This window comes from Bifidobacterium colobi, assembly GCF_018555455.1.
Lineage (GTDB): Bacteria > Actinomycetota > Actinomycetes > Actinomycetales > Bifidobacteriaceae > Bifidobacterium > Bifidobacterium colobi.
Genome location: NZ_JAFEJU010000002.1, coordinates 205,734 through 228,779, shown reverse-complemented (window position 1 = coordinate 228,779; position 23,046 = coordinate 205,734). Strand labels below are relative to the sequence as shown.

The window sequence follows — 23,046 nt, the reverse complement described above, 5'->3', positions numbered from 1 at the left end:
AACTGTAGCGGGTCAGGGGTATTACTCCCTGACCCGCTACAGTCAACATTGGTTTTAGTGCTGGTCTACGATTTCGACATCCTGTGCGATGTCTGCCACAACCGGCACGATCATCGGCTTGCGATGCAGCTGGCGAGCCACCCAGCTGCCGAGCGTGCGACGCATGATCTGCTGCAGCTTGTAGGTGTCGCGTGTGCCTTGCATCAGTGCATCGTTGAGCTGTTCAACGATCTGGTGACGCACCTTGTCGAATTCGCTTTCGTCTTCGGCCACGGCGTTCAGGTAGATCTTCGGACCGGTGACCACTTCGCGGTTGTCGGTGTCCACCACCACGAACGCGGAGACGAAGCCTTCGGTGCCGAGAATGCGGCGCTTCTCCAGCTCGTCATCGGTGAGTTCACCGACCGAATCACCGTCGACGTACACGTAGCCGCAGGGCACGGAGCCCACGACTGCGGCCTTGCCATGGTAGAGATCCACCACGTCGCCGTCTTCCGCAAGCACCACGTTCTGCGGGTCGACGCCGGTCTTGACTGCAATCAGACCGTTGGCCACCAAGTGGCGGTTCTCACCGTGGATAGGCATGGCGCACTTCGGCTTGACGATGTTGTACATGTACAGCAGTTCGCCTTCGTTGCAGTGGCCGGAAACGTGCACTGCGGCGTTATCGCGGTTGACCACCTTGGCGCCGAGCTGCACGAGCTTGTTGATCACCTTGTACACGCCGTGCTCGTTGCCCGGAATCAGGGAGCTGGCGAGAATCACCGTGTCGAATTCGTTGATGTGAATGTCGCGGTGGTTGCCGTCGGCGATGCGGCCGAGCGCCGCCATCGGTTCGCCCTGGGAGCCGGTGCACATGTAGACAAGCTGGTCATCCTGGATGTCGTTGGCCTGCTTCAGATCCACCACGGTGCCCTCAGGGATGTGCAGGTAGCCAAGGTCGGCGGCGATGGACATGTTGCGTACCATCGAACGGCCGACGAACACCACCTTGCGGCCGTACTTGTGGGCGGCGTCCACCACCTGCTGCACGCGGTGCACGTGGGAGGAGAAGCTGGCCACGATGATCTTGCGGGTGGCTTGGGCGAACGCCTGATCCAATGCCGGGCCGATGGAGGTTTCAGGCTTCACGAAGCCGGGCACCTCGGCGTTGGTGGAATCCATCATCAGCAGATCCACGCCCTTTTCGCCGATCTTGCCGAATTCCACCAAATCGGTGATCTTGTGGTCGAGCGGCAGCTGGTCGAGCTTGATGTCGCCGGTGTCGATCAGGGAGCCTGCCGGGGTCTTGACGTAGACGGCCAGAGCGTCCGGAATGGAGTGGGTCACGGTGACGAACTCAAGATCGAATGGGCCGACCTTGAGCTTCTCGCGACCGGAGACCTCCACCTTGGTGGGGTTCTGATGGTGCTCCTTGCACTTGGCGTCCACGAACGCGAGGGTCAGCTTGGAGCCGATCAGCGGGATGTCCGGGCGCAGTTTGAGCAGGTAGGGCACGCCGCCAATGTGGTCTTCGTGGCCGTGGGTCAGCACCAGAGCGTCGACCTTGTCCAAGCGATCCTTGATGTAGCTGAAATCAGGCAGAATCAGGTCGACGCCCGGCTGCTCCTCTTCCGGGAAGAGCACGCCGCAGTCGATGAGCAGCAGGTGACCGTTGTATTCGATCACGTTCATGTTGCGGCCGATTTCACCGAGGCCGCCGAGCGGCGTGATGCGCATGGAACCCTTGCGGTACTTCGGCGGCGCGATCAGCACGGCATCCTGCTGCGGTGCGGTAGGTGCCTGGTTCTGATTGATCTTGCGGGACTGGTTGTTGCGGATAGCCTGGCTCCTGCCGCCCTTGCGGCCGGAGCCGCGGCGACGAGAGTTGCTGTTTTTAGTTGTCTTCTTTTGTTCTTGTGCCATATCTTCTTGGATTTTCTGTTGTTTGTGCCTCTGCTCTGTCATGCAGGGGCGGCGGGCTGGCAACCCGTGTACAGCAGTTGCGGTACAGCAATTACATGCTGTTTACCGCAGTCCGATCACAGCAGTCCGGCGGCGCGCATGCCTTCCTCAGCCTTGTCGAGCTGGGAGGCGTCGGGGCCAATGTTCGGCAGGCGCATGGTGGTGGAAGGAATGTATCCCTTGACCTTGAGCGCGGCCTTGGCCATGACGGCCTGATAACCGTCACCATTGAGCGCGTGGACGAGTGGGGCAAGCTGGTTGGCGAGACGACGTGCGGTGGTGATATCGCCACGGTCGAATGCCTGGACAAGCTGCTGCATGGGGTTGGATGCGACGTGGGCGATCACGGAAATGATGCCAACGGCGCCGATGGAAAGGAACGGCAGGAAGAGGCCATCATCGCCGGAATACCAGGCGAGGCCGGTGCGCTGCTGCTTCTCCACTGCGGCTGCAAGATCGCCGGTGGCGTCCTTAACAGCCTTGACGTGTTCGAGTTCGGCCAGTCGGTCATAGGTTTCCACCTTGACCTTCAGACCGGTACGGCCGGGGACATCGTATACGATGATCGGCTTTTCGGCGGATTCATCAACGGCCTTGTAGTGGCCGACGATGCCGTCCTGCGAGGGGCGGGAATAGTAGGGCATAACTACGAGCACCGCGTCGGCGCCGGCTTCCTGGGTCTGTTCGACCATACGCACGGTATGGGCGGTGTCGTTGGAGCCAGCTCCGGAGATCACCGGAACGTTCACGGCTTCCTTGACGGCTTTGACCAGCTCGACCTTTTCTTCCATGTGGGTCACCGGCGATTCGCCGGTGGTGCCATTGACCACCAGACCATCAGCGCCGTCTGCCACGAGGTTCTTGGCGAGCGCAACTGCGGCGTCGAAATCAACGCTGCCGTCCGCCTTCATCGGGGTCACCATCGCCGGCAGAATACGACCGAAAGGTGCCGGGTCAAGAAGATGCATGTCATGCTCGCTCATAGTGTTCACCGTACTTCCCATTGTGGACGCTTGGATAACTTGGTTGTGCGTGTTTGTGCGCCCGCAATATGTAGTGATGTTGTTTGATTTGTGATTGATGTTGTTTGCTAAAGGCTTACGTTCACAGGTCCAGGAACTGGTCGAGGCCGACGGTCAGGCCGGTGGGAGCATCGCCGGCAAGCTTGCGCACGGCGAGCAGCACTCCCGGCATGAAGCTGGTGCGGTCGAAGCTGTCGGCGCGAATGGTCAGTTGTTCGCCGGCATTGCCAAAGAGCACTTCTTCGTGGGCGTTGAGGCCACGCAGACGTACGGCGTGCACATGGATGCCGTCGATCACCTGGCCACGAGAGCCGCCATCGGTTTCGGTGGCGTCCGGCACCGGAGCCATGCCGGCTGCCTTGCGTGCTTCGGCGATACCGCGAGCGGTGTGGATTGCCGTACCGGAGGGGGCGTCGACCTTGGTGGGGTGATGCAGTTCGATGACTTCCGCGGATTCGAAGTACTTGGCTGCCTTGGTGGCAAAGTAGTCGGCCAGCACTGCGGAAATGGCGAAGTTCGGGGCGATGAACACCTTCTGGGTGCTCGGCTTCGGACCTTGTGCGATGGCTTCCTTGACTTGGGCGAGCTTTTCGTCGGTCCAGCCGGTGGTGCCCACCACCACGTCCACGCCCTGGCCAATCAGGGCGAGAACATTGTTCAGGCTCACACTGGGCACGGTGAACTCCACCACCACGTCGGTGTTTTCGGGGGTGATTTGGGTCAGGTCGTCGCCGGCGTCGAGCGCAAGCGCGAGCTCGGTGTCTTGAGCGTTGTTGACGGCTTCGACCACATGCGAACCCATACGGCCTTTGGCGCCGACCACGGAAACCTTAATCATGACTCTCCCCTGTTTGTTGATGCAACGGTTGTTAATACAACGGTTGTTAATGCTACGTGCAGTTGGCATATTCAGTTATGTTGTGCGCTTAATCGGCATTCAGATTATCACCGGCGCTCTTGCGATCCGGTGAAATGTCCACGGACGATCGCCTCTTGGCCAACCACCATCCGCCCAATGCGATAGGCACTGCCGCGAGGGTGAACAGGAATGGCAGCATCATGCCGATGTGCGCGCCTGCGGCATCCAATGCCACGCCGGCAACCGAGGAGCCGATCGAAGTGCCTACGGTGCCCGCCGTGGTCACCCAGCTCAACCCTTCGGTCAGGGATTCCGAGGGAACAAGGTCTTTGACGATGAGGTTGCCGGTGGCGAACAGGGGCGAGACGGTGAGGCCGGTGAGGATTTCCACCAGACCCAACACAATGAGATGATCCATGGTCAGGCGGAAGAATATGTATCCAACGGTCAGCAGCATGAGAAACATCACCATATGCGCCCAATGGGAGCCTTTGAGCTGTCGGGAGCCGAATATCAGCGCCCCGATGCATGAGCCTACGGCGAACATGGCCAGCTGGAGGCCCAGGAATGGCTCAAGCCCCATGGCTTTCATGGATGCGGTGATGGATACGTCGAATGAGGTGAAGCTCATATTGAACACGATGAATACCGCGAGCAGTGGCAGTACGCCGGCGTAGAGCAGCACGCTCTTGGGTTTGGCGTTGCTTGTTTTCAGTTGGCGCATGGTCAGCTTGTCTGCCTGCCCATTTGCCTGCTGGGTTGCAGGTGATGCGGCAACACCGCGTTTCATTCCGCCCTGTTCCCGACCGGCGTCTTCAGCTGCGGCCGGCAGTTCAATCGCTTCCACAATGGGTTGCGGCTGCGTGGATTTGAGGCTGAAGAACACGGTTCCGCCGATGCCGCAGGCCAATGTGGGCACGAACAGCTGGGAGACGGGGTGTACGGAGGTGGCGAGCCATGCGGCCAGAATCGGTCCGAGAATGAACACGATTTCGTCGATGGCGGCTTCCATGGCGTAGGCGGTGTTCAACAATTGTTCGCCGTCTTCTACTTGGCGCAACGCGTAAGCCCAACGGGTTCGCACCAATGCGCCGAATGAGAATTGCGTCAAGCCCATCACAATGGCCAGTACAAAGAGCACGGCTATGGGCACACGAATCAGTGCCGCGAACGCGAATCCCAACATGGCGATGATTTGCACGGCAAGCGCGATTCTGCCGACTTTGGCTTGGCCGAACCGGTCGAATGCTCTCGCGTAGAACGGGGTGACGCAAGACATGGCGAGCACGTAGACGGCGCTCATGGTTCCCGCAACCGTCCAGTTGTTGTAGAGGTGGTTCAATGCCAGTACGATGCCGAGGCTCATCATGGAGATCGGCAGTCGGGCCACTGCTCCGGAAACGCAGAAGGCTTTGGTTCCCGGCAATGCGAACAGCCTGCGGTATGGCGAGGTGTGGGCAACAGTCGACTTGGCGTCAACACGAGTCGCAGACACTGGTGTACTCCTTACTGGTGGTTCGTCCGGCACGTGCGCCCGCCCACACGCGCCTTCCGAGGGTAGCGGCCCCTGAGCAACGTCACGCGGTGCGTTTCTCCCGCGGACCAATGCCGTTGTGGTTGCGGCTTCGGCAAGCGGCCAGCGTCTGCTGGCGCTTGCTGACCTCATTCCGGCATTGTGTCATAGGCGTTTGCCGCCTAGTCGTTGTCAGATTGTTCAGGGATTCCGGAGCTCAACTCGGTAAGGATTTCCTGTTTGGTTTTTGCGTGGGCGTGGAGCTCACGCAAGCCTGCTTGAGGCTCACTGACATAGTAGAGGGTCGCGTCGATACTTTCCAGCGGCACGTCCTGCACCACGGAAAGCAGCAGACGGTACATATCCAACTGCGCGAGTTTATGTTCGATGTCTTCCGGCTTGGTGGGGCGTTTGCCGGTTTTCCAGTCGACCACAGTGAACTGCTTTGCAGTGTCTTCCGGATCCAACCCGCCGGCGAATACCGCGTCAAGCTTGCCGTTGACGATGCCGACCGACGGCACATCCACCACTATCGAGCGCTCGGCCCAGAGCGGCGTACGTTCAGCCCAATGGGATTGGGCGAGTCGTTCGGCCCAGAGCGGCAGGCTGCCTTCCTCCGGTACTGGTACGCCACGGTATTGATCGGCGTTCTGGTTCGCGTCCGAACCTGGATTCTGACCGGCGAACTGACCATCGTATTGGCCTGTGTACTGGCCGGATTCGATTGCCAGCTCCTGCTGGAGTTGTTCGTATGGATTGCCGGCGTTCACGAAACGTTCCGCCCAGTCGTGGAAGCGGGTGCCTTCCTGTGCCGCCGGCGAGGAGATGCGCGGCACGGGGCGGACCACATAGCGCCAGTAGTCTCGTTCCTCACGTTCGCTCATGCCACCGACTCGTGCCTGCAAACTGGTGACGTTCTGTCTGCCGGCGGCGAGAATGCGCTGCGCTTTGGCTTTCACTGTCTCGTCAAGGGAGTCTGCGTTCCCGCTCGCACTGCCGCTCATCAGATCGGCGTCGTCGGCCAGCAGCTGCGCCCGCTGGGAGATCGGTCCGCATATGAGTACTGAGGTTTCTCCACCGGCTGCCACGGTCTGTTCCGCCTTGGCGATGGCCGCGCGAACGGCTGGAAGGCCTTGGTTCAGACGTTCGTGCAGTGCCGGACTGAGATTCGCCGGCCACATCAGGCCGTTGATGGTTTCAGTCTGCTGTTCCAATGGCGTACGCCATGCGTCAGCGACCACGACTTCACCGTATTCGCCGGCCGCATCTCCTACGAAGAATCCTTGGGGCGGTGCAATGTGGGCGCCATCCTGAGTGACGAGCGCCACAGTGTCCGCCAACTGGTCGACGCATTGTTCCGCACTCACTACGTGCGGATGCGCGTGCAGGGCATCATGGACTTCCAGCCAGAAGTTGGAGGGCGAGGCTTTCTTAGCGCCTTTGATCACCATGGATGGATCGCGGCTGGACTCGTTGGCGTACGTGCTGTAGGTCAATAATGCGTCTTTGCGAGCGCGGGTCAATGCCACGTAGGCCAAACGACGTTCATCGGCATGCAGTCTGCGTCCGTATTCCTCCGATTGTGTCAAATACCAGCCGCTGCGGTCGGCGTCTTCCACGCCATCGCCGTAATCGCGCATGGAGCCGAATACCTCATCGTCGATGAGTTCTATGCCTTCCAGTGTCTGCAACGTGGCAATAGGGTCGGCATCCACATCGGCATCGTGCGGGAAACGCGGCAATATGCCGGCATCAGCTCGCATTGGCACTGGTACGGCGGTGGGATTCATAAGCCAGGAGCGGGCCTTCTCATGGTATTCGGGGGCTTGCCATTGGCCTTGTTCCATGCCTCCCTCATGGCCTTCCTCAAGGGTTACTGAGAGATGGTCGCCTTGATTGCTGGGGAATCCGCCTTGGGTCATGCCTACAACAGCCACGGCGTCCCATTCCAGACCTTTGGATTGGTGCACGCTCATGAGTTCCACATCCACCGGAGCGTCCGGCAGGTTGGCAGCCTCATCTTTGACATCGTTCAAATAGTCGGCCCATGCTATGAATCCGCGCAATGTGGGCGTTTGATCGGCATCGAGCTCTTGCGTATAGGTATCGACCAGGTCAACGATGGAGTTCACGGGCATGCGAGCGATGGTGGGATCAACGTGCCCCGCTCCCCGCACGGCGTGCGCCACCACGGTATCAATGTCGAGGTCCAGAGCCTCGATGGCCGTACGAATCACTTCAGCCAGCGGGCGCCCAATGGCATGCTGCACTTGTTGAGCCGCGCGTGCGGCTTGCATGACGCCTTGCCGCCCATGTTCGCTCAACCTGTTGAGATAGGTGGGCAGATTATCGTGCGCGAGCAGATCAGGAACGAATACCGCATTGGCCACCTGGTCGCGATGCTCGCGCACCACGGCCGCCTGCTGCGAAACTGGGGTGTCGGCGGGCACGAGTCCGGCTTCCACCAACGCTCTGAACCGTTGTTGCGCGTTGAGTTCTTCGGCTAGTGATGCCAGAGCGGTCAGATCATCCGAGGAAAGGTTGAATCGTGGCGTGGCCAGCAGGCGCATCAACGATGCGGTATCCGTACGATCAGACACCACATGCAGCAATGCCATGATGTCGCGGACTTCAGGACGTTCCAGCAGTGCGGAATACCCCACTACGAATGTGGTGAGTCCCGCCTGTTCGAGTGCCTCCTGATAGAGCGGCATACGTGTTTTTCCACGGAACAGTATGGCCACGTGAGCAGGATTGCCATCTTTCGTACGGTATTTCTTGACTGCTTGCTTGCAGAAACGCACCACCGCGTCGATTTCCTGACCGCCGGTTTCGAATCCGAGCACGCCGAGGGTGCCTTCCGGGGCGTTATCTAAGGCGCTCAGTGAGGAAACGTCGACTTCGCGCATCAGTGAACTGGATGGGCGCGCCGGGCGGGAGCGCAACGGCAAGGTCAGATCGTTCGCCGCTTCGAGCACAATCCGACTGTTGCGTCTGGTAACGGAGAGTGGGAATGGCTTGGAATCGGTCGGCATGTGGAAGTCGTGCTGGAACATGCGGAACGCGCCCGGGCTGGCACCACGCCAAGCGTAAATGGATTGGAACGGATCGCCTACGGCATTGACTGCGCATCGATGGGTGTCATCCGGGTGGAACAGTGCGGCGATGAGGGCCGCCTGTGTGGTGGAGGTGTCTTGATATTCGTCCAACAGCACATGACTGTATCGGCGGCGGGTCTGCTCTCCGATGGATGGGAACCGTTCAATGAGCTGGTATGCGGCGATGGTGAAATCCGAGAATTCCGCCATATTCTGTTCCCGCTTGGCCTGCACATAGGCACGCACCAATTGCAGCAGCACTTCGCGTTTGCGCGTTGCCGCCAGCAGTTCGGCGCACCGGTACACGCATAAGGCGCGCAATTGTGCGGCTCGTTTATCCAGCTTGGCCTGCCAAGTGGCGTCAGTGTCTTTTTTCCTCCTCGTGATACTGGAGATCTTCGGCTCCTCCTCGGGAATGGTTTCCCCTTCGAGATTCCGCTGCAGCACGTCGATGAATGCGGCATCCCATTGATGCACGCGATCCATCGCCGTTTCGAAATCCGTGCACCCGGACCCGATCATGGCGTTACCGATCGATGCGGATAAGTCGATGACATCTCTGGCCACCGTGTTGAGTGCGCCGAAACCTTGGCCGGATACCTGATCCATATGCTCATCGATGACATCGATGGCAAGCTGCAGGGCGCTGGCTTCGCTGAGCGGCTGCGTATTCTGGTCGAATCCCACCAGCAAGCCGTATTGTTTCACCAGCGTTTGGAAGAATGCGTCATAGGTGAAGATTGCCGGCTTCAGAAAGGCATGGTCCCATGATGAGGCGATGGTCTTGTCGCCGGCGGCCTTCGCGGCAAGCGTCTCGCTGGCATGAGATGCATCCTGATTGTTTTGAGCGTTCTGCCCGCTTTGGTTGCCTTGATTGCCTTGGCTGCTTTGGCCGTCTCGACCGCTAGCGCCACCGACCGCCGCCGACACGCGGTCGAGCAGCTCCCCCGCGGCTTTGCGCGTGAAGGTGAGGCCAAGAATGCGTTCGGGGGCAACACCGCGTTGAATCAGCGCGATGATGCGTTGGGTCATGGTGAAGGTTTTGCCTGAGCCGGCGCCGGCAACCACCAGCACATCGTCTTGTGCCGGGGCGTCGATGATGACAGCCTGTTCAGGGCTTGGCGTGAAATCGCTCATGCTTGCCTCGTTTCAAATACGGTGTCCACCTGACCTGCGCAGGCCGGGCAAACGTTCTTCATACGGCAGTGTTCTACGTGGGCGGATTGTGGATGCGCATCCAGTGTTGCCGAGCGGCTGGCTGCAGCGGCATAGAATACGCGCGCGATCATGGTGAGCGACCACATGGCTTGGGTGCCGGCCAGACTCAGGAACTGTTGCCATGCTTCGTCACTCACGTTATCCGGCTGTTGCTCTGGTAATATCCCCGGCAAATCGAGGAACTTGTCTGCGGTCGAGAACCAGAACCGCTGGGTGAACGGTTCGGCGTTGAGGCTTCCATCAACGAACAACGGCGGCTGGAAGGCCCCTTCCGGCGCGTGATTGTCCGCGGGAGTCTCTTTCTCGGCAACGTGGAACAGTTCGCTTTGCCCTATGTTCGGCGCTTTTCGGAGTGCAGCCGCGCCACGCGGGCCGTGTTCCGGGAACACCAGACCGAGCTGATAGCACACGAGCTGAAGATCATTGAACACCTGTTTGCCGTTCGGCAATGCACCGGTTTTATAGTCGATGAGACGAATATTGCTGCTACCGTCAGCCAATACGCGTTGTTCCACACGGTCCATGCGGCCGGAAAGACGCACTGTCAGGTCTTCGCTCATGCCTTCGGGCCAGCCTTGTACCAGTACTCCCATGAGCTCCAGCAAGGTGCTGCGGTCAATGGTATTCATTCCCGGCAAGGCATTGTATGCAGCGAGGATATCGTTGATATCGAATCGTGCCGAGAATTGCAATTCGCAATCCACGTCCTGCAATGTGCCGATGTTGAATTTGCCGAAGTTCTTGCCGAGGTAGGATTCGTCCGCAGACATCACAAAGTAACTGGCGATGTTTTGCAGCATGTCTGTGGCAGCCTCATCCTTGCGCAGAGCCTGATACCGTTCGCGCACATCCGCTATGGCATTCGGATCGGGCCGTTGCTCCTGATAGATGGCCATGAGCCTGTCGCGGACCGCTTGGACGCGTTGCGGCTTGCTGGAAGCGTCGTCCAAACCCAACGACTGCAATACATGAGCATCGGTGTCAAGCCGGTCCAGATGCTCTTCGCTGCCTTGTTGGGCAACGGCGTGAATCAGCGTGCCGAATCCGGCGTTCACCGAACCCGGCTGCGGGCCGGCGAATTGATGTTCCAGCATCCAGCACACCGGGCAGGCCCACAGTCCATCCACCGCCGAGGGAGAGAGCGTGACCACCGGTTTGCTATCCGATTGTTGCCGCTGTTGCTCACGTTGTTGTTGCGACTGCCGTGGGCTTGCCTCCACTTCGTCCGACTGCTTACTGCATTGCGTAAACGCCCAGTTCTCGGGATCCGCCGCCTCGATTCCATGAGCGGTGAGTATGCCCAAAGCGGCCGCCGCATCCTGCTGCCGGCTGTTGGCATCTGAGGTTTCGGCGAGCATGACGCGGGCAGCAGCTACCAAGTCGCGCGGATTGCTGTCCAATCCGGCGTAGAGTTCGTTATCATTAACGGATTCACCCGCTTCGACGGCTTTGGCGCTATAACCCACTGTGGTGAATACCGCTTTCTTGACGTCTCTAAGATACCGTTCCGGAAGATATCCAAAGAGGAAATCCGAGGGACTGGTGTCATCGCTCCATACCGCACTGACGAACACGCGTTTGGATGCTCTAGTGAGCGAGACAAGGAAGCTTTTCTTCTCACTGGAAAGCACGGCCATATATCGCGGGTCGTGGCCGTGTGCGTCTGTACCGGCCAGCGTTCCGCGTAATACGAGCTCCGCAAGCTCCTCGCCGCCGAACATGGTGTTGCGGCTGGCGAGATTCGGCCAACCATCCTGCTCGATTGCGGGAATCCACACGTATGGCCAGTGTCTGCCGACTGCACCTGCCGGCGTGGTGAGGCTCACCGCGTCTTCGACTGGTCCAACATGCGCCAGAGAGTCCGCCTGCACCTGCATGTTGCGCACCTGGGCTATGAACCCGGTGATAGTGGCACTGGCTGTTGAATCCTCTGCGAATTGGAACAATCGCATGGCTGCATCCAGCCTGTCGTTGGCGGCACGACCATCCGGCGTGTTCGTCAACGCCACTTTCTGCCATGGTGCGGCCACGCCTGCAGCCTGCCACGCGACGGACAGCGCATTGGCTGGCGTATTCCGCTGATCTTGAGGCAGCGAGCGCATGGCGACACCGATTCGATCCACGAGATTCCATAGATTCACGAATGCGCGAGCCTGAGGGTCATTGCCCAGGACGGCGTTCACTGAAGCAAGCACCTGCTGGGCCGGAGCCGTGTCATCGTCCAGGGCCAGCATGACGTAGAGTGCGTCGATGCCGAATGCGAGATCGTTACGCGACGTTCGATCCATCATGGTGTCGTCAACGGCAATCACTGAGGCGATCCCTGGCCCGCCATGATGTTGTGCAGTATCGGTCGCATCAGACGTATCTGCAACCGGATCGTCCGCCTCATCAGCGGTCGGCGATGGCTCATCAACGGAAACTGCGGAGTTGCGCAGTGCATGCCATCCGTCAACCAATGTGGATAACGCGCCTTCGCCACCAGCCACGGATGCCAGCGATTCCAAGGCATCCATAGCGGAGTCGATGGGAGCTAGACGCGCCGGCCTGCCTTGGCCGGGCTTATTGCCCGTGGTGATCAGCGGGCCGTTCATCAGGGTTCTCACTCGCGCCCGAACATAGGCGGCTATTTGCGCCAGCGTCATCTGGCATTGCGCCAGCCCCTCCACACGCAGTCGAGCGAGTTCCACAAGCGCGAACAATCCTTGGACGAACGGCTCGTCTTTCAACGGCCTTGTGACCGACGAATAGCGAACCGGCACACCATCGCGGCGGAGACGCTCGCCAAAGGTACGTACGGTGGCGTTGTCGTGCGCGATGATCGCCATATCATTCCAGCGAACATGATGATCAAGATGAGCGCGCTTGATGCGCCATACCACGTCATCCAGTTCTTCACGCGCCGACCGGTACAATCCCGTCAATAGCGACTGATCATCGGAGTAATCCCCGGCACCGGCGTTCAAGGCTTGCGTCAGTTTGCCCGGACGTTTGGTAAGAGGCAAATCCTCCTCTTCCTCGGAGGGGATGGACAGGGACACGCGTGAGGCCACCACCTGCGCGTAATTCGGCTCCCCCACCGGGTGCGGTGTGCTCGCAGCCTGAGCTTCCACAGGAACCACTACGGCATGCAATTGGCCTGTGACCGCGCGGTGCATGAGATATTCAGGGTATGATCCACGGAACGTCTGCACAGCCTCATCGGGATTGCCCACCAGCACGATGGCCGTGCCGGATTCATGCAATTCCTCAAGGAAACGCATGCCCGCCAACGTAATGTCTTGCACGTCATCCACCACAATGAGCCGTGGAACAACCGATTGCTCCGATTCAACTCCCGCATCGGAACGGGACGAACGCGGCAGATCCTCGCTTGTGCGCCCCAGCCGGCGTTCACGAATCTCCTTCACTTCACGCGCGCCAGCAACGAGCAGATACGATGCGTCCAGTCGGTATTGTTCCGGGTACGCTTCGGCTTGCGCATGGATGTATTCGGCTCGCAGAGCAAAGGCCAATCGCCATTGCACCAGCAGTCGCGCGTCCGATCGGACCGCGTCCAGCAGGGATGGCTCCTCACGCGGTCCGACGCCAAGTTCATCCAATCGGGCGAGCATATCCCTCAACTGGCTGATGAACGCATCCGAAATCCCCCTCGCCAGGACCTCGGCACTGGTGGAGCCACCAGCCACGGCATTACTGGAATCCGTAATCAATGAAGCCCATTGAGCCTGCGCGAAGTACTCACGCAACAGCAGGCACGTCGCACACTCATCTCCGGCAACGGCATGAGCCATATGCGCTGCCAGTACCTGCCGCAGCAGAGCATCCTGCTCAGCGCCATTGAGCAGACGAGGTTCCGGCAAGCCTGATTCCGCTCGGGACGCGGCAATCACGCGGAAGGCAACCGCACCTAACGTGGTCACCGGTCTTGCCTGAGTGGAGAAGCCGCGCTCACGAATCACACGATTGCCCAGCTGATCGGCCGCGATTCGGCCCGATACGGTCATTACCGCGTGCGATCCGCCATATCGATGCAAACCTTCCAGCAGCACCGAAAGCGCATATTCGGTTTTCCCCGCCCCTGGCACACCAATCACCAGCCTTGACGCACCGTCGCGTTCAATGCCGTCCAGCAGCCATGTGGGATTCATCTGTTCGTTCATGGTTCAAGACTAAGCCACGTTTTTCATGAGGGAAAAATTATTCCCTGCGTCAATACTGCCCTTATGCTGGCAATAGCGGAAGAAACCAATGCGTGTTTCGCATAAGCCCCAAGGGAGGATTGCCATGCCTGCTACCATCACACCGCCGAAGCTGTCCGGCTATGATTTCGTGCAGCGATTGGGAGCGGGCGCCGCGGCCACGGTCTTCCTCTACAACCAGCGCATGCCTCAGCGCCCTGTGGCTGTAAAGGTCAGCAATACCACGCTTGATCCGCGTGCTGCCGCCGGATTCAACCGTGAGGCGAATTTCATGGCCAAGCTGTCCGCGAACCCCTACATTCTTTCGGTATATAACGCAGGAACCACTACAGATGGCCATGGCTACATGGTGATCGAATATGCGCCCGGCGGCACCTATAACAGCATTATGAAAGCCCGGTCCATGACCTGCGAACAGGTATTGGATCTCGGCATCAAACTCGCCGGCGCCTTGTATTCCGCGCATCGCAACAACATCATTCACCACGACATCAAGCCCAGCAATATTCTCATTACCGCACAGGGGCTGCCGGTTCTTGGCGATTTTGGCATCTCCACCGATATTTACGAGCGCCGCGCCACCGGTTTCTCCTTGCCATGGGCACCGCCTGAGGTACTTGAGGGGCGCAGCAACGGTTCGGAAACCGCAGACATCTATTCGCTGGCGGCCACGCTGTATGCCTTGCTGGTCGGCTGTTCTCCGTACCAGCATGAATATCATCCGCATACGCAATCCGAGCTGGCGAATCTCATTATCAACCAGCCATTGCCGCGTATCGGCAGGCCGGATGTTCCTGCAAAGGTGGAGTCGATTCTGGCCAAGGCGTTGGCCAAGGATCCGGATCAACGCTATTACTCGGCATTGGAGTTCGCGCGCGCCATGCAACGCGTGCAGCAGGAACAGTATGGGCATATCACTCCTGTGGTGGCGGATGAGGTAGCGCCATATCCCAAGGATTTCATGCGTCGGCGGGCCAATGAACCGGGCGTTCCCCAACCGCAGCAAGCGCAGCGCAAATGGGTGAAGCCTGTGGCGATTACCACCGCGGTAGTGGCTGTAATCGCGGTGGTCGCCTCGGTGTTCGCTTTCGCCGTACTGCCGAATATGGATACGTCTTCCACTTCCGATGCCACGCATGTGGATGCTGCAGGCGTCGATGAAGCCAACCGGGACAAGAACAATGCGGATGATTCCATTACCGACACCGCCAACAGTCAAGTGCCCGCTCCGGAAAACCTCACCGGACAGTACTCGTTGGATGGCTCGTCCGTAACCTTCACCTGGACGAATCCTGATCCGCTCAAGGGCGATAGCTATGCGTGGTCGCTGGTGCAGTCAAACGCCGTCGATCAGAATGCGCAGACCACTACCACGAAGGAAACATCCGTTTCCGTCAACGCTCAGGATGGTTCGCAGACCTGTATTCAGGTCTCCATAGTGCGAGAAGACCGGCAAATGTCCACCAGTCCGGCCATTGCCTGCGCCGCAAAGCCGTAATCCGGCTAAGCTAGGGTGCAGGAACGAGGGAAGTCCGAAGGAATAATCATGGTGAAGCCATCTGAGTCATCACGTCGGCGCCAGTTAGTCGCTATGGCGCGGCATTTTCTGCCGTCTCGCAATCGAACATGGCTCATGCCCGTGGTCACGCTCCTCGCCATCTTGATGATCATTGCCGGAGCCGTGATTGTCAGCAGCGTGACCAGACGCCACGTGCAGCTCGATGACGGCACAGTGTGGGTCACTTCGCTAAATCATCAGAAAGCCGCCCGATTCAACGTCAAGAATCAGGAGGCGGATGCCGGCATTTCCTCCGCCGCTCCTCGTTTTGATATCACGCAGCACAACGGCAGCACCGTGCTCACCGAACCAAGCCGGGCAACCTCCATCAAAGCCTCCACCGTAAGCGCCGACGCCAAAACCGACGTAAAAGCCAACACCACCGCCGTTGAGGGAGGCGACACCATTGCGTTCCTCAATGAGAAAACCGGCAATGTGTGGGCGGGACCATCCGATCAGCTTGACGCTCTGGCACCCACCACCGCCAGCCCGCAGATGAAACTGGGCTCTGGCGGCCGCATCGCCGTGACCAATACCGGTGATGTGTATGGATACCGTCCTTCCGATGGCATGGTATTGCACTTGGCCAACGGCGACTCCAAACCCCAGGAATTGCAATCACTGACCGATGGCAAACAGGTCAACGCTGAAAGCTTTACCATCATTGGCGATATGCCGGTCATCGCATCCGGCAATACGGTGATGTTCAAGGACGGTCAGGTCAAGGTGGATACCACTGGCACGTTGACGTTGCAGGCGCCATCCACCGACGGCAAGCAAAGCGGATGGGTTGCGGCCGCCTCACCACGCGGTCTTGCCATAGTACAACTCAAGTCGAACAGTGCCGCGCAATTCCTCGCCACCGGCGGCAAGGGAGACGCAGCCCAGCCTGTCTCCACCAATGATTGCGTGTATGCGGCATGGAGTCAGAAAGCCAGCAACTATATTCGCGTCTGCTCAGCCAAAGCATCACAACAGGATTTCCAGACTCTGGAATCCGTCAACGCCACCTCAGAGTTGGTATTCCGCACCAACCATCGACTGGTGGTGTTGAATGATGTGACCAACGGTAACGTATGGAATCCGGACAAGGACACCAAGGTCATCAAAATCCAATGGAACACCATTCAGACGCAGCAGACCGAGCAGGAGCAGAACAACAACGACTCCGCCAACAATCATCATGATTTCTCGAAAACCTGCTCCGCCCAGTCCGGTCAGATTCAAGCCGAGGATGATCAATTCGGCGCCCGCGCCGGCTCCGAACAGATTCTTGACGTGCTGCGCAACGATGAGCAAACCGACTGCTCGGTGTTGAGCATCACTAAAGTGGGTGCGGTCAACGGCGCCAATGTGACTGTCGCGCCGATTTATGACGGCCGGTATCTGCAATTGAACGCGTCCTCCGCCTCCGCCGGAACAGCAACATTCTCCTATGATATTTCCGACGGCCGCGGCCAGACCTCCAGCGCCACGGTTACGGTGACGCTCACCGGTGCGGGCAACCATGCGCCGACGCAATCCGATGTTCCTCCGGAAATCAGCGTAGAGCAGGGTGCAAGCTACACCGCCAACGCACTCGGCAGCTTCACCGATCCGGACGGCGACCCGCTCACACTGGTTTCCGCCACACCGCAGAACAGCGATCAGGTGCAGGTGTCCACCCGCGCAGACGGTCAGCTCACGTTCAACACCGGCGCTCAGGCCTCAGGCCGTGTTGGCGTGGAAGTGACCGTGTCTGATGGCACGGATACCGGCACCGGCATGGTGTATTTCTCGGTGAAACCAGCCAATACATTGGCTGCGGTGATCGACCCTGTGGCGAAAACCACCACGCCGAATACCGATACCGTGATTGCTTTGACCCCTTACGTGCATGGCACCTCCACTCAGCCGGCGCAACTCAGCCAAGTGGATACGCCGAATGGAGCCAGCACTACAACGAACGCGGCGGACATGTCCATCTCGTTCAAGGCAGCCAATCCTGGCACCTACTATGTGCCGTACACGATCACCCAAGGTTCGATTCCGGCCACTGGTCTGGCCCGTGTGGAGGTGCAGCCGGTCGCCGGCGAGGCAGCCAAGCCGATTGCCGCCAATGATGTGGCATTGCTCGGCGCCGATAACACTGCGATTGTGGAGCCCCTGACCAATGATGTCGATCCGATGGGCGGCGTACTGTCCGTCACCACCGTGACCGCGGCGGCCGACTCCGGCATCAAGGTCGGTCTGGTGAGCCATAAGCGCGTATATATCACCGCACGCCAAATCCCCACCAAGCCGACGCCCATCACCTATACGGTGGCCAATGCGGCCGGCGCGTCCACCGGTACCATCGTGCTGCAGCCACCGGCTTTGACTACCTCGAGTTCCGCTCCGAAGGCCAGCAATATCAACACCCAAGTCCGTACCGGTGGCATTGTTTCCATTGATGTGCTTGACCATGTCGATTACTCCGACGGCACCACGGTGAAACTCAAGGACAATCTGCAATACGATAAGAAAACGTTCAAGGGTCTCGCCTTCGTTTCCGCGGATACCGTACGTTATCAGGCTCCGCAGGAGGCGGGCGTCTTCCCCATCACATACACGGTTCAAGACAATCTGGGCAATGTGGCTTCGGCCACCATCACCATCACGGTGCATAAGAGCGATGCCGAAAGCAAGGCGCCGCCGACCCCGCACAACACCGAAGCGCAGGTGGCAGCCGGCCAAAAGGTCCGCATTCCCATCACGCTGACCGGCATCGACACCGATGGCGACGACGACCAGCTGCTGGGCCTCGGCAATAAAGCACCCTCGCTGGGCCGTATCTCCGAAGTCGGATCCGACTACTTGGTCTACGAGGCATATCCGGATTCGTCCGGCACCGACACATTCTCGTATGCCGTGGAGGATTGGACCGGTCAGCGTGCACAGGCTCAGATTCGCGTGGGCGTGTTCCAAGGCGCCTCCGACTCCGGTGTCTACGCTCGCGATGATGAAATCACACTGCGGCCTAATACCGCAGCTACCGTGCCCGTGGCGCAAAACGATATCTCAGGCGACAACACCGATCTGACGGTAACCAAAAACGTGGAAGCCCAAGGCATTAGCGGGGTCAGCGTGAAGGATAATATGATCGCCTTCACCACGCCGGCAAACGCCACCACCGCTTATATTGCCTACACGGTGCGCGACAAGGCCGGGCTCACCGATACCGCCACGCTCAGCGTGAATGTGGATCCGAATGCGCCGATCGAGCCACCGACGGCATACGACTATCGTGTGCCTTCCGCCGCGACCATCGATAAGAAATCCGTGGATGTGGATGTTTCCCAGTGGATCGCGAACCCGTCAGGTACTTCCGATGAGCTGAAGGTCGCCGTGCATCCTTCCGCCACCGATCATGCACACGTCAAGGGTGGCGACAAGTCCACCACCATCACGGTGGATTTGACCTCTCAGGCGCGCGCCGTACCGTACACGGTGACGAACACGAAGTACAACATCACGTCCACCGCCTTCATTCAGGTGCCGGCTTATGGCGTATTCCCGCCGAGCCTGCGCCCCAAGGCTCCTGAGCTGAAGGTCAATGCACGCGAAACCATTCAAATCAACATCAATGATTACGTGCGTGTGGGTGCCGGCAAGGAACCGCATATCGAGAGTGCGGACTCGATAAGCGCCACCAAGGCCTCGAACACCGACTTCTATGTGAACGACACCACGTTGAAGTTCACTGCAGGCAAGGATTATGCAGGCCCGGCGTCCATCACCTTTACCGCGGTGGATGGCAAACCAGGCTCCGATAAGACGAAGATCATCAACTCCGCAGTGCTCACCTTGCAGATCACCATCATTGGACGTGACGTTCCCGCACCGACGTTCTCCTCCCCCACCATTGATGTGGAGGCCGGCGCTGATGCGAAAACCGTTGATCTGACCGCGCTCACACATGCACCGAGCGGCCTGTATGAAGATGAGAAACAGTACACGTATTCGGGTGGTTCATCGTCAGGCCCCATCAGCACGAGCCTGTCATCATCCGGCTCATTGAAGGTGTCCGCAAACGTCGATGCCGCCCCAGGCACTACAACGTCCGTGCCAATATCCATCAAATACAGCAAGGGCACGGTAAATGCCGGTGTTACAGTCCGCGTCACCGTTTCCACGCGCTCGTTGGCACGAGTCAGTAATAAGACGCTGAAAATCAAGGCGGGCTCGAGTGAGTCGGTCAATATTCTGGCCGACGCCTACAACCCGTTCCCGGATAAGCCGCTTACTGCTGTGAGCTGCCGCACCGATGATGCTTCCAAGCTGTCGGTGACCAGCTGCGGGTCAAACGGCAATATCACCGTGGCCGCCGCATCCGATATCGGCGCATCCTCGAACACCGTACTGGTCACCGTGCAAGACGGCACCAAGACCAAGGAGCGCGAGGTTACCGGAACCGTTACCGTTTCCGTAATCGATAAGCCTGAAGCCCCGTTGCTCTCCCCCGTGGCAGGAGAGCCGCAGGATGGTGCGGTCAACCTCAGCTGGACGGCCGGCTCCGCCAACGGTAGTCCCATCACCGATTACAAAGTGCATTGGACCGGTGCCGCCACAAGCGAGAAATCCTGCGGCGCGGTGACCACATGCCAAATCACTGGATTGACGAACGGCAAGACCTATTCCTTCACCGTCACCGCGCAGAACGAGGTGGGCTGGTCCAAGCCGTCCGCCGCCGTGGAAGCCATGCCGGATAAGGTGCCTTCCGCTCCCACCAAGGTGACGGTGGAAGGAGGCCATCAGCAGGCTGTAGTGACATGGTCCGCTCCGGAAGGTGACTTCAGCGCCGTGGATAACTACTCAGTCACCATTAGCGGCGTTGGGGCTCCACAAACGCAGGAGACAGGCGGAGCTGGAACCCGCGCATCATTCAAGTTCGCTAACAATGACATCAACGATGGCACCAAAGTGACAGCCACCGTGAAGGCCCATAACAAGGTCAACTGGGGTGCCGAATCCGCAGCCTCCAATGCGGACGACGTATGGGGCGATCCGGATAAACCGAGCCTGTCCATGGACAATCACGGCACCGACACGATCACGGTAACGGCGAGCGCGGGCAACAACCGCAATGCCGGATGCTCCAGCATCAGCATTTCCGGAGCCACCAGCGATACGGTCGCCTGCTCGGGAGGCACCACCACCTTCCAAGTGCCGGAAAGCGCGCTCAACACCAAGGAGTACGTCACCAAGGCTACGGTGAACCCCAAGCGCAATGCCTCTCCTGCAACAGCGGAGGCGAAATTCACTCCGACATACAACGTGCAACCGCCGACCAATGTGAGAACCTCGGGTTCGGGGAACAGCTGCACGGTGAGCTGGAGCAAGCAAGGCTTCGCACAATCGTTCAGGGTCACCGTGGATGGTATCGGCAGCGATGAAGTGCGCGGCACGTCCAAGACCTTCACCATGAAGCCTTGGGCAACATGTGGCAACGCATCAGTACAGCAGGTACTGAATGGTACTGCCAGTAATCCCGCCACCGGTGGATCAGCCAACCCCTATATCTATAAGAAACAGGCTGAAGTCACCAACCCAGCGGAACTGCGGTGGGGTGATAATGCCAACTCCGTAATCGTTTCAGGCGGTGCAGTGGAACAGTACGGCCAAGGTGCGCGTATCTACATCTCCATCAATGGACAGGACTTTGACTGGACTCCGGGACAACCCTCTCCCATTGATGTGAGCAAATTGGCCGTAGCCAGCGACGGTGCCTACCACTGGAAGGTCAGAGTGATTGGCACTGATACCGCCTTGACCAACGACCCGCAGAACTATGCCGGAACGATTCGCGGCACCCGCCCATCATCGGACTCCGCCAATACGGCGTCCTTGCGAGCGTCGGCGCAAGTCAGCACACTGTCCGGCAGTCCTTGGCTACTTGGTCTTGCCAATACGCCCAGATAAAACGCCCACGACAAGGCTGGGCAATAACCCAGCCTCCCACATTCGATCAATAATCAATCAATAATCAACACAGACCACAACACCAACAGGAGAGAACATGAGCGAGAACATCAACGACGAAACGCAGCTCTCGGATGCTACGCAACTGTCCGGCATTTCCGACGCCACGCAATTATCGTCCGGAATCTCTGATGCCACGCAGCTGTCAAGCAACATTTCGGATGCCACCCAGCTGTCCGACAGCACGAAACTGTCCGACAGCACCATCGTGAACAAGCAGCCGCATAAGCAGACGCCGAAGAGCAACAAGCCCAGCGCCAAGACCGAGCCGCAGTCCACTGCGCAACACACAACAACCAAGTCCAACCAGCAGGGAGCCAAGGCTCCGGTCAACATTTCTCTGCCGGCACGCCCCACCTCCCCCAGCCACGCCAACACCAGCAAGCCTGGCACCGAGCCCATCACCTCGTTTACCGGATCATTCGGCGCTCAGCAGCCACAATCAGCATCGGCATCCCAATTCCACAACGCCACTTCATACAATCCGGCGGCCGCACCACAAACCGCTGCACAAACCATCACGCCTGCCACCACGACCACTGCCACAGTGACCACCGCAGCCGCCACAACCGCAGCCGGCGCTCCTTCAGTCGCGCTGCCGCAGGAGCACACCGGTTCCGCGCAGCCCGTAAGCACCATGAACCCTGGCATGCTGCCGCAGCCCACGCCGGAAATCCAGGAATTCCAGCGTGCGTTCAATGCACTGGTCACCAACATCTCCCGCGTGGTCATCGGCAAGGCACGACCCATCAAGGAGTGCGTAACCGCATTGATGGTGGGTGGCCATGTGCTGTTGGAAGACAATCCGGGTACCGGTAAAACCCAGCTCGCACGAGGTCTCGCCAATTCCATTTCCACCAGCTTCAAGCGTATCCAGTTCACGCCGGACCTCCTGCCCTCCGATGTGGTGGGCGTGACGTTCTACGATCAGAAGCGCACGGAATTCGAGTTCCGTCCAGGCCCGATCTTCGCATCCATCGTGCTGGCCGATGAGATCAACCGTGCTTCGCCAAAGACACAGTCCGCACTGTTGGAGGTCATGGAAGAGCAGAAAGTCACCGTGGACGGCAAGACACATGACGTGCCGCAACCGTTCATCGTCATCGCCACGCAGAACCCTATCGAACAGCTGGGCACGTATGCGCTGCCTGAAGCGCAGATGGATCGATTCCTCATCAAGACATCCATCGGCTACCCAAGCCACGATGTTTCCGTAGACATCCTCAAGCAGGTGGACGTGACCGATCGTGCGCAAACCGTCTCCCCTGTGCTGAGTGGCGACGATGTACTGCGTCTGCGCAAAACCGCATCCGACGTGTACGTGGATGATTCGATTCGCGAATACATTGTGCGTATCGTCGAAGCAACCCGTCACAACGATCGCATCAAGGTGGGCTCGTCCATGCGTGGCGCTCTGGCTCTGACCCGCTGCGCACGAATCTGGGCAGCAGCGGACGGTCGCGCCTATGTGGTGCCGGATGATGTCAAGGATCTCGCCGTGGCGGTGCTGGCACACCGTATTCTGCTCACCCCGGAGGCCACGTTCGACGGCACCACCGCCGACATGCTGATCGCGCAGATTCTCGAAGACGTTCCAGCGCCAACGCTTGGCGCCTGAAAGGCTTGACATTC

9 protein-coding genes are annotated in these 23,046 nt (G+C 59.1%); 3 read left to right on the top strand and 6 right to left on the bottom strand.

What is annotated here, in order from left to right; translation table 11 throughout:
• Nucleotides 1-54: 54 nt before the first annotated feature.
• The 6 genes from JS530_RS03240 to JS530_RS03215 all read right to left on the bottom strand — a co-directional run bounded on the left by JS530_RS03240 (nucleotide 55) and on the right by JS530_RS03215 (nucleotide 13,817).
• Nucleotides 55-1,905 carry a ribonuclease J gene (locus JS530_RS03240; RefSeq protein ID WP_214375783.1) on the bottom strand — a complete coding sequence of 617 codons (1,851 nt, stop codon included), beginning with the start codon at nucleotides 1,903-1,905 and terminating at the stop codon, nucleotides 55-57.
• A gap of 116 nt (nucleotides 1,906-2,021) precedes the next feature.
• Nucleotides 2,022-2,927, bottom strand: coding sequence for a 4-hydroxy-tetrahydrodipicolinate synthase (gene dapA, locus JS530_RS03235; RefSeq protein ID WP_214375782.1), 906 nt, complete (start codon nucleotides 2,925-2,927; stop codon nucleotides 2,022-2,024).
• Nucleotides 2,928-3,048: 121 nt separating this feature from the next.
• Entirely contained in the window at nucleotides 3,049-3,804 is a 756-nt protein-coding gene (gene dapB / locus JS530_RS03230; RefSeq protein ID WP_214375781.1) for a 4-hydroxy-tetrahydrodipicolinate reductase, read from the bottom strand.
• An 88-nt stretch (nucleotides 3,805-3,892) separates the two neighbouring features.
• Nucleotides 3,893-5,320 carry an MFS transporter gene (locus JS530_RS03225; RefSeq protein WP_214375780.1) on the bottom strand — a complete coding sequence of 476 codons (1,428 nt, stop codon included), beginning with the start codon at nucleotides 5,318-5,320 and terminating at the stop codon, nucleotides 3,893-3,895.
• Between the two features lie 200 nt (nucleotides 5,321-5,520).
• Nucleotides 5,521-9,573, bottom strand: coding sequence for an ATP-dependent DNA helicase (locus JS530_RS03220; RefSeq protein ID WP_214375779.1), 4,053 nt, complete (start codon nucleotides 9,571-9,573; stop codon nucleotides 5,521-5,523).
• Nucleotides 9,570-13,817, bottom strand: coding sequence for a PD-(D/E)XK nuclease family protein (locus JS530_RS03215; protein WP_214375778.1), 4,248 nt, complete (start codon nucleotides 13,815-13,817; stop codon nucleotides 9,570-9,572). The genes JS530_RS03220 and JS530_RS03215 overlap by 4 nt, the downstream gene beginning before the upstream one ends.
• A 124-nt stretch (nucleotides 13,818-13,941) precedes the next feature.
• Here JS530_RS03215 and JS530_RS03210 point away from each other — a divergent pair, with 124 nt between their 5' ends.
• The 3 genes from JS530_RS03210 to JS530_RS03200 all read left to right on the top strand — a co-directional run bounded on the left by JS530_RS03210 (nucleotide 13,942) and on the right by JS530_RS03200 (nucleotide 23,032).
• Entirely contained in the window at nucleotides 13,942-15,354 is a 1,413-nt protein-coding gene (locus tag JS530_RS03210) for a serine/threonine-protein kinase (RefSeq protein WP_214375777.1), read from the top strand.
• Between the two features lie 48 nt (nucleotides 15,355-15,402).
• Entirely contained in the window at nucleotides 15,403-21,354 is a 5,952-nt protein-coding gene (locus JS530_RS03205; RefSeq protein WP_214375776.1) for an Ig-like domain-containing protein, read from the top strand.
• A gap of 97 nt (nucleotides 21,355-21,451) precedes the next feature.
• Nucleotides 21,452-23,032 (top strand): AAA family ATPase, encoded by a 1,581-nt coding sequence (locus tag JS530_RS03200; RefSeq protein ID WP_214375775.1) that lies wholly within the window; start codon nucleotides 21,452-21,454, stop codon nucleotides 23,030-23,032.
• Nucleotides 23,033-23,046: the final 14 nt, after the last annotated feature.